Raw genomic sequence first — 7,279 nt, 5'->3', positions numbered from 1 at the left:
TTAGAACGTCGTGAGACAGTTCGGTCCCTATCTGCCGTGGGCGTTTGAGAATTGAGAGGGGTTGCTCCTAGTACGAGAGGACCGGAGTGAACGAACCGCTGGTGTTCGGGTTGTCATGCCAATGGCATTGCCCGGTAGCTACGTTCGGAACTGATAAGCGCTGAAAGCATCTAAGCGCGAAGCAGGCCTCGAGATGAGTTCTCACTAGACTTTTAAAGTCTCTGAAGGGCCGTTGAAGACTACAACGTTGATAGGCAAGATGTGGAAGTGGTGTGAGCCATTAAGCTAACTTGTACTAATTACCCGTGAGGCTTAACCATACAACGCCAAACGCGTTTTATGCGACAGTTTAGACAGAAGTTAATATAACTAAAGTAGACATTACTTAGAAAGACTTAAAAAATATTATCAGATATTTTCCAAATTCAGTTAGTGCGTAGAAATACGGATTAACGCCCAAATTTGCTTGGTGACAATAGCGTTTTGGACCCACCTGACTCCATGCCGAACTCAGTAGTGAAACGAAACAGCGCCGATGATAGTGTAGCATTTGCTATGTGAAAGTAGGACATTACCAGGCTTCAAATAAGAGAAACCCGTTACAGCAATGTGACGGGTTTTTTGCTGTCTGGGATTTAGTAAATAGCCCATGCCGAACTCAGTAGTGAAACAAAACAGCTCGAAGGCGAGCCCCGGCCGATGATAGTGTAGCATTTGCTATGTGAAAGTAGGACATTACCAGGCTTCAAATTGTAGAAAGCCCGACTAGAAATAGTCGGGCTTTTTTACGTCTGAAGAAAAGTAAAATGTGCGCAATTAACATACACTCATATCGCGACACAAAGAGAGTGTAGCATTTCACTGTGGCTCTCCACCGCTGTGGGCACTACGACACTACCAGGCTTCAAATTGTAGAGAGCCCGACTAGAAATAGTCGGGCTTTTTTACGTCTTCAGAAAAGTAAAATGTGGTGAGTTACTCACATATCGCATTATAATTTAGCTAATTTACACCCTACCAAACACTTATATTAAGCACTCAATCTCGGTGGACGAGATAAATTAAGAATCAGTTTGATCCCCTACTTAGTTGATAAGTATCTATATAAATATATTTAAGCTCTATCTCAATAATACTGAATGGGATTGAGGTGAAAACAGTGTTAACTAGGTACTTAATACTCTTATAGAACACATATATTGTGCCAACATGTAATTCATTGACTATAATCATTAATCCTAGGTCGCGGTAAAGAGCGCTACTTAAAATAATTAAATAATTGATTATCCGAACTGGTGAATTATTTCCTTGTTAGCATAATTAATCTTCATTGTACTTTGCATAATTCAACAAAGGATTTAATTTTCTCTGATGCGATATAAAATATCTTGGTGCTTACTTTTTACCACTATGCTTACTCATTTTTCAGCTTTTTCTGATGAGTTAGAATTTTCTGGTTATGCTCGAGTTATTGGTGGTTACTTAGACGAAAAAAGTGTCGAATTTAAGGGATATGAAGACAGTATTAAATTTTCTCCATCTAGTTTAATTGGATTCCAAGGCGAGTATCAATTTGATGATAAGTGGTCTGCAACAGCCCAAGTTTTGCTAAGAAGCAATAACACAACAGCTTCTGATAACTCAGGGTTAGAGTGGTTATATTTAACATATAGGCCAAATGATAATATTCAGATAAAACTCGGAAAATTACGCACACCTTTTTTTACTATGAGTGACTTTTCGGATGTTGGTTTTGCGTACCCATGGATCAATCCACCTCAACAAGTCTACGATACTTATTTATTTAAAACATTTAATGGCATAGATGCTGTTTATAAATTTGGTGCAGAAAACTTTGATTTGAGCTTTGAAGGTTACTATGGTGAAGAGTCGGGTGATATAGGGATTGGCGCCTTAAGAACGGGCTTTGAAGTTGATAACCTTTTAGGATTCATTGGTAAGATTAATATTGAAAACTTAGAATTTAGAGTGTCCCGTTATAATGGGAATATCAAGCTTGATATTGATGAGATAAGACAGCTAGAAAATGTGCTTAATAGCCTTAATTTTACAAAAAGCGCCAGCTCGGTAAAAACAAAAGGTAGAGCACATGCAGACCAATTTGGCGTAATTTACGACAATTTAGATTATTTTTTTAGAGGTGAATGGGTCCGCATTAAAACTGATTTAGGGATAGTGCCTATAATTCAAAGCTATTATTTAACTGCCGGTGTTAATCATGCTCCTTTTACTTACCACTTAACATTTGCAGATAGCGACGTAGAAACTCGTTCTGCTGAAAATGAAATTCCGTTAGGTATTAATAGCGACTTAGATCAACTTGCATATGGGTACAATCGTATCTTTGATGAATCTACGCCTGATTCAATTAAGAGTTGGACGGTTGGTGTACGCTGGGATGTGTTGCCAAACCTTGCCTTAAAAGCTGAGTTTTCAACCCTAGAAGGCGACGATGTAAAAGACTCGTTTTTCGTTACTCCTGATGACTCTGATTTTGATAAAAAAACTAATCTTTATCTTATTGGTTTGGATTGGGTGTTTTAATGATATTTTTTAAACCTATTAATAACATTAAAAAAATAATGATGCTCTTTGTAGTCGCTAGTAGCCTATTTGGTTTTAGCATTTCAGTTTATGCAGAAAATACAAACCCCTCGAACGTCATTATTGTAGTAAATACCACAGATCAAAACTTATCTTTTAGTAAGCAACAAATTCGCCATATTTATATGGGTGGAGCTATGAGCAGACAATTTAAAGCTGTTAACCTATTTGTCGGCAATCCGCTTAGAATAAACTTTAATACTAGAATGGTAGGTCTTACTGAATCTAGAATACAAGCTTATTGGGCCCAAATGCGATTCACGGGGCGCAGCAAGCCCCCTGTTGAATTTGAGTCTACAGAAGAGGTTATAGAGTACTTACTAACCGTCGAAGACTCAGTAGCTTACCTTCCTGCAGGGATCACTATACCTAAAGAGCTCACCATAATTTCACTAAATTAAAAGTAAGCCGTTTAGTTAGAAAAACATCAATTGCACTGAGTTATTTTGAAGTTATTGTTAGTTCTTTAAATAATATTTTCGCTTGTTCAATTGCGTGTGGTAGTTGGGCAATGCACACTGGTTTTGCAAAGTAATAGCCCTGCATTTCATCACTACCATTTGATACTAGGTAGTTAGCTTGATCGGTTGTTTCAATTCCTTCGCTACATATTTTTAAACCAAGGCGTTGGCCTAAATCGAGTATTGCTTGTAATACTGCAGTGTCTTTTGCTGAGCTTGCATATTGATTTACAAACATTCGATCTATTTTTAATGTATCAATTTCAATTTTAGTAAGGTAACTCAATGAAGAGTAACCTGTGCCAAAGTCATCTAATGCAATTGAGCCTCCCATAACTTTAACTTGATTAAAAAATTGATTGGCGTTTTCAAAATTTTCTAAATAGCTTGATTCTGTTATTTCAAACTGAATATTTGAAATATCGACGCTATGTTCAAGTAGTTTACTTTTTACAGTATGAATGAAGTTATGATCTTTTAAGTCATGGCTTGAAAGATTCATGGAGACGAGTACATTATTCCCCATAAGTTGTTTCAGCATTTGCATATCTTTAAATACTTGTGTGATCACCCATTGAGTAATAGCTTTTATTTTACCAGCTTGTTCCGCTATAGGTATAAACTCACCAGGAGAAACAAAGCCTAGCTCTTTGCTTTGCCATCTTATTAAGGCTTCTAAGCCTTGAGCTTCGCCTGTATTCGACATTTTAAGCTGATAAAATAACTCAAATTCATTTTGCGCTATTGCGTGAGATATTAAGTTAGCGACTTGCGCTTTTCGTTTGTTATCTTCAAGCATTTTATGGTGGAATATTGTATATGCGCCTTTGCCTTTTTCTTTTGATGTGTACATTGCAATATCGGCATTACTGATAAATGTATTTATATCAAATTCAGCTTCTTTGGCACTCGCAATACCAATACTAATACCCGCTGGTACGTCCCACTCATTTATAGTGAATGGCTCTTTCATACCCTCAATGATACTTTCGGCAATATCTATAACAATAGATTGCTCAGTGATATTAGGTAGCATAATTAAAAACTCATCACCGCCTAAGCGTGCAATTATGTCGTTACTACGCAGATAACTTTTCACTTTTTTAGCCACAGCTTGTAAAAGCATATCTCCGGTTTCATGGCCTAGGGTGTCGTTAACGCCTTTAAAACTATCAACATCAAAGAACATAATCGCAACGTCTCGGTCGTTACTTTTACTACTAGCTAGTTCGAGTTTGAGTAGGTCCATAAAAAACATGCGATTAGGTAAACCTGTTAATATATCGTAGTTGGCGAGGCGCTCCATTGAATGCGTTTGTACTAAAAGTTGTGCGGTGTGTTTATGATTGGTTTGAACTTGGGAGTCAATTGTTTGTAGTAATGCATTAATGTCGTTACCAAGTTGAGATACTTCATCATGGCCAGTGACTTGGTATTGAAGCTTATAATTTGTTGATTTTTCAACTTTCTGTGTGAACTTCGAGAGCGCTAAAAGTGGGCTTAATAAACGCTGATATATCCAAAATGAAATAATAATGGTGAGTGCAATAATTAAAACAACAAATGGAGCTGCACTATAAAAAAGGCTAATTTTACTTTCATTCAATGGCTTTTTAAAGTCTTGCACAATGAGCAAATATCCAATAGGAAACTGCTCCTCCCCAATTGCCTTTAAGGCCACTAGCCCTTCATTGGTTATTGTAACCGCATAAGGTAAATCTTTTGGTTGAATACTTATAAGTTCAGGCTTAAAGCTCTCAAGCTCTAAATAGTTGGGGTGGACATACGATTGGATTAATTGCCAGTCAGCGTCAAATACATTAACAAACTTAATGTGTTCGTACCGATCAAAACCGAGCAATTCGGTGGTTATAGAGAACAAATCAACTTGCTCAGACATAACACGTAATAAGCTATCTGAAATATTTGAAGACATTGCATCTAAGTTTTGCTTAACAGATTGGCGATATAAATCTTCGTGTTCATTAATTGCGAGGAAAAAAACTAAATTTGCGCTAAATATAATTAAAACCGTTGTTATTATAATAAATTTATATCGAATACTATGAAGCATCAAATCTAACCCTTAACCATCATTTAATTATGTTTTAGTTATTATTGTGTAATCAGGCAATCCATAATTACAAAAAAGTTACTTATTACGCCCTTTGTAGCACTAAAAGCCTAACATTGAGAATGCTTTTAAATTCATATACTAAATATAGCTGTTTATTTAATTTTGTACTGACTTACTTTGTTGCAATTTCATTCTTGGTTTAATAAGTGACCTGTGTAAAACTACCTAAGTTAATTTAGTAAATCAGGTGACATGAATGTCGAATATTAAAGCTTGGAAACTTATAAGCCTGTTTTGTTTGTTCGCAGTGCTTATGGGTTGTCAATCTAAAGAAGAGCAGCTGCAACAAACAATTCAAGAGTCTATTAAAAAAGCAGATACAGAGCTGTCACAGCTTGGTACTGCGCTTGATAATGGGAATGTGCGCAATGCTGTATTACTTAAAGAATATGGCGAGCTCCTTAAAAAACAACAACCAGAGCTTACAAAAGTTGTTGATGTAATTACCCTTGATGCAACACGCCGAGGCGCACTTTATAGTGGTTTAACACAGCGACTTAAAGATATTAAAGGAACTTACTTAATTCCTCCTTATGAAGATACGTTGCATAGCATTGATTTGTTGCGTGATGCGTCTAAACCTACGCTATTTTCTGATGCGTTAACCGATCCTATTAATATGCTAGCTGATATGTCCAAAGGCACTTTAGCGCGTGTAGGCGCAATTAGTAAGCAAGCTGAAGGTGAGGGTGTTGGTAACCAAATGGTAGGTAACCCTAACTATGGTAACTGGCAAACAAATAGTAATGGTATTAGCTTTTGGCAATGGTACGGCATGTACCGTATTTTAGGCGATGTATTTGACCGTGTTGAATATGGTAGTTGGAGCAAGCGCCGAAAGTATAGTTATTACAATGACTATGGCCGTTCGCGTTATTCAAGCCCTAAACAAATTAAAACCCAAAGCGCGCTAGAAACACGCACGCGCCAAACATACCAACGCCAAGGTAAGCAATTTACAAGCCCTTATGCGAGTAAAAAAACAGGTGCATCCGGTTTAAGCCGTAGTAGTTATACGCCACCAAAAAGCCGCAGTAGTTATTCTCGTTCGAGCAGTTATAGCAATAGCTCAGGATCGGTGCGTGATAGCGGTAGCAGAACCTCTCGTGGCGTGAGCCGTGGTAAGTAAAAGAATAAAGTTGGAGTTAGAATAATATGTATGAATTTAATGGAATAACTATGTGGTCGCTACAAGCATTGGCGATTGATTTTGCAATTATTGTTTTATTATTTGTAAGCCTTAAATATATAAAAGGCTGGGTTTCAAACTTACACGCAAATGATGAAATAACAGAGCGTGATAACTTTGCTTTTGGTATTAGCTTTGCCGCTGGTTTAGTGGCACTGGCGATTGTATTAACAGGTGTAAGTAGTGGTGCTTTTGCTGCAACACTGCAGCAAGAAGCACTGCAAATGTTAGCTTACGGCGCATTAGCAATTGTACTTATTAAGTTAGGTCACTTTTTTCAAGATAAAGTAGCGCTTCGTAAAGTAAGCCTGCACGACGAAATAGTTAAAGGTAACGTTACAGCTTCAATTATTGATTTTGGTCATGTTGTCAGTGTTGCAATAGTTATTCGCTCAGCACTTTTATGGGTGGCTACTGATGGCTGGCATGGTCTTCCAATTGTAATTGCTGCCTTTATTATAGGTAGTGTTGTATTACTACTTGTGAGCCAATACCGAGTTCAGTTATTTAAGCGTACAAACAAAAGTGGCGACTGCCTACAACAAGCAATTGTTGATGGTAACTTAGCTGTGGGTATTCGTTACGCTGGATTTTTAATAGGTAGTGCATTAGCTATTACAGCTGCAACGGGTGTTGCGCCATACGCTGCTGATAACATTAATGCGAGTTTACTATACTGGGCTATTAGCGCTGTTGTGAGCCTTGTCGCATTTATTATTTTGCACTTAGTGACAATTAAAATAATTTTATCTGGTTGCGATATTTCCGATGAAGTTAATCGTCAAAAAAATGTAGGTGTAGCAGCTATTTCTGCAGCAGTATCATTTGCTGTAGGTATCACTATGGCAACCTTACTAGGCGCATAAT

General features: G+C 37.3%; 5 protein-coding genes and 2 rRNA genes. 6 read left to right on the top strand and 1 reads right to left on the bottom strand.

Going from position 1 to position 7,279, the window contains the following annotated elements:
- The 4 genes from QT16_RS13665 to QT16_RS13650 all read left to right on the top strand — a co-directional run.
- Nucleotides 1-320, top strand: a 23S ribosomal RNA gene (locus tag QT16_RS13665); the annotation flags it as partial.
- A gap of 145 nt (nucleotides 321-465) precedes the next feature.
- Nucleotides 466-580: ribosomal RNA gene (gene rrf / locus QT16_RS13660) — 5S ribosomal RNA — on the top strand.
- A 791-nt stretch (nucleotides 581-1,371) separates the two neighbouring features.
- Nucleotides 1,372-2,565: an outer membrane beta-barrel protein gene (locus tag QT16_RS13655; protein ID WP_039488729.1), complete on the top strand. Its 1,194-nt coding sequence runs from the start codon at nucleotides 1,372-1,374 to the stop codon at nucleotides 2,563-2,565.
- Nucleotides 2,565-3,026: a hypothetical protein gene (locus tag QT16_RS13650; protein ID WP_052201243.1), complete on the top strand. Its 462-nt coding sequence runs from the start codon at nucleotides 2,565-2,567 to the stop codon at nucleotides 3,024-3,026. The genes QT16_RS13655 and QT16_RS13650 overlap by 1 nt, the downstream gene beginning before the upstream one ends.
- A 40-nt stretch (nucleotides 3,027-3,066) precedes the next feature.
- Here QT16_RS13650 and QT16_RS13645 read toward each other — a convergent pair whose 3' ends face one another.
- Nucleotides 3,067-5,160 (bottom strand): putative bifunctional diguanylate cyclase/phosphodiesterase, encoded by a 2,094-nt coding sequence (locus tag QT16_RS13645; protein ID WP_039488728.1) that lies wholly within the window; start codon nucleotides 5,158-5,160, stop codon nucleotides 3,067-3,069.
- A gap of 259 nt (nucleotides 5,161-5,419) precedes the next feature.
- Here QT16_RS13645 and QT16_RS13640 point away from each other — a divergent pair, with 259 nt between their 5' ends.
- The gene (locus tag QT16_RS13640; RefSeq protein WP_033020991.1) at nucleotides 5,420-6,352 is read left to right on the top strand and encodes a hypothetical protein; all 933 of its coding nucleotides are present in this window, start codon (nucleotides 5,420-5,422) and stop codon (nucleotides 6,350-6,352) included.
- Nucleotides 6,353-6,378: 26 nt separating this feature from the next.
- Nucleotides 6,379-7,278, top strand: a complete 900-nt coding sequence (locus QT16_RS13635; RefSeq protein ID WP_024597420.1) for a DUF350 domain-containing protein — start codon at nucleotides 6,379-6,381, stop codon at nucleotides 7,276-7,278.
- Nucleotide 7,279: the final 1 nt, after the last annotated feature.

Origin of the sequence: Pseudoalteromonas distincta (assembly GCF_000814675.1) — a bacterium.
Lineage (GTDB): Bacteria > Pseudomonadota > Gammaproteobacteria > Enterobacterales > Alteromonadaceae > Pseudoalteromonas > Pseudoalteromonas distincta.
The sequence above is the reverse complement of the archived record's forward strand: the minus strand, read 5'-3'. Positions and strand labels throughout refer to the sequence as shown.

Bases quoted from the DNA above. Each gene is read 5' to 3' on its own strand.
- QT16_RS13640 (WP_033020991.1), top strand. From the start codon at position 5,420: ATGTCGAATATTAAAGCTTGGAAACTTATAAGCCTGTTTTGTTTGTTC.
- QT16_RS13655 (WP_039488729.1), top strand. From the start codon at position 1,372: ATGCGATATAAAATATCTTGGTGCTTACTTTTTACCACTATGCTTACT.
- QT16_RS13645 (WP_039488728.1), bottom strand. From the start codon at position 5,160: ATGCTTCATAGTATTCGATATAAATTTATTATAATAACAACGGTTTTA.
- QT16_RS13635 (WP_024597420.1), top strand. From the start codon at position 6,379: ATGTATGAATTTAATGGAATAACTATGTGGTCGCTACAAGCATTGGCG.
- QT16_RS13650 (WP_052201243.1), top strand. From the start codon at position 2,565: ATGATATTTTTTAAACCTATTAATAACATTAAAAAAATAATGATGCTC.